General features: G+C 76.7%; 1 protein-coding gene. It reads left to right on the top strand.

What is annotated here, in order from left to right:
* Positions 1–699: asparagine synthase-related protein (locus B7767_RS40760; RefSeq protein WP_218775864.1), on the top strand; the 699-nt coding region annotated here is incomplete at both ends.

Below are 699 nucleotides of genomic sequence, written 5' to 3' on the forward strand. Positions count from 1 at the left end.
GTGTTCGGCGGCTACGCGCGGATGCGCGCCGCCGCCACGACCGCCGCGGCCGGCGGCGACTGGAGCACCGCCTACCTCGACGCGCTCTCCGCCGCCCCGGCCGCCACGCGCGCCGGGCTCTACACCGACGCCTACCGCGACCACCTGTGGGACGTCCCCCCGCTGCCCGAGGCGGCCCGCCAGGACCTGCTGCACGGGCCCGGCAGCGTCCTGGAGCGCATCACCCGCTTCGAACTCGGCCACCGCCTGCCCGCCTACCACCTGCGCCGCGTCGACCACCTGAGCATGGCCGGCTCCATCGAGGTGCGGCTGCCGTTCTGCCAGCGGTCCGTGGTGGCCCTGGGCCGGGCGCTGCCCGACACGCTGCGCATCGACGGCGACCAGGTCAAGCGCACCCTGTACGCGGCCGCCCGGGGACTGCTGCCCGACAGCGTGCTCGACCGGCCCAAGCAGCCCTTCACCCTGCCGGTGACCGCGATGCTCACCCCCGGCACCGCCCTGTGGGAGCACGCGCGGGACCTGCTCACGCCCGCCCGGCTGGCCGCCGACGGACGGCTCGACGGCACGGCCGTCGACGCCCTGTTCGACGCGCAGGCCCACCGTCCGGACGACACCACGTCGTCCACCCTGTGGGCGCTGCTCGTCCACGAGGTGTGGCGGGAGCGGTTCCAGGGCGCCGCGGGCGACCTCGCGCCACCC

Origin of the sequence: Streptomyces sp. 13-12-16, assembly GCF_002114215.1 — a bacterium.
Lineage (GTDB): Bacteria > Actinomycetota > Actinomycetes > Streptomycetales > Streptomycetaceae > Streptomyces.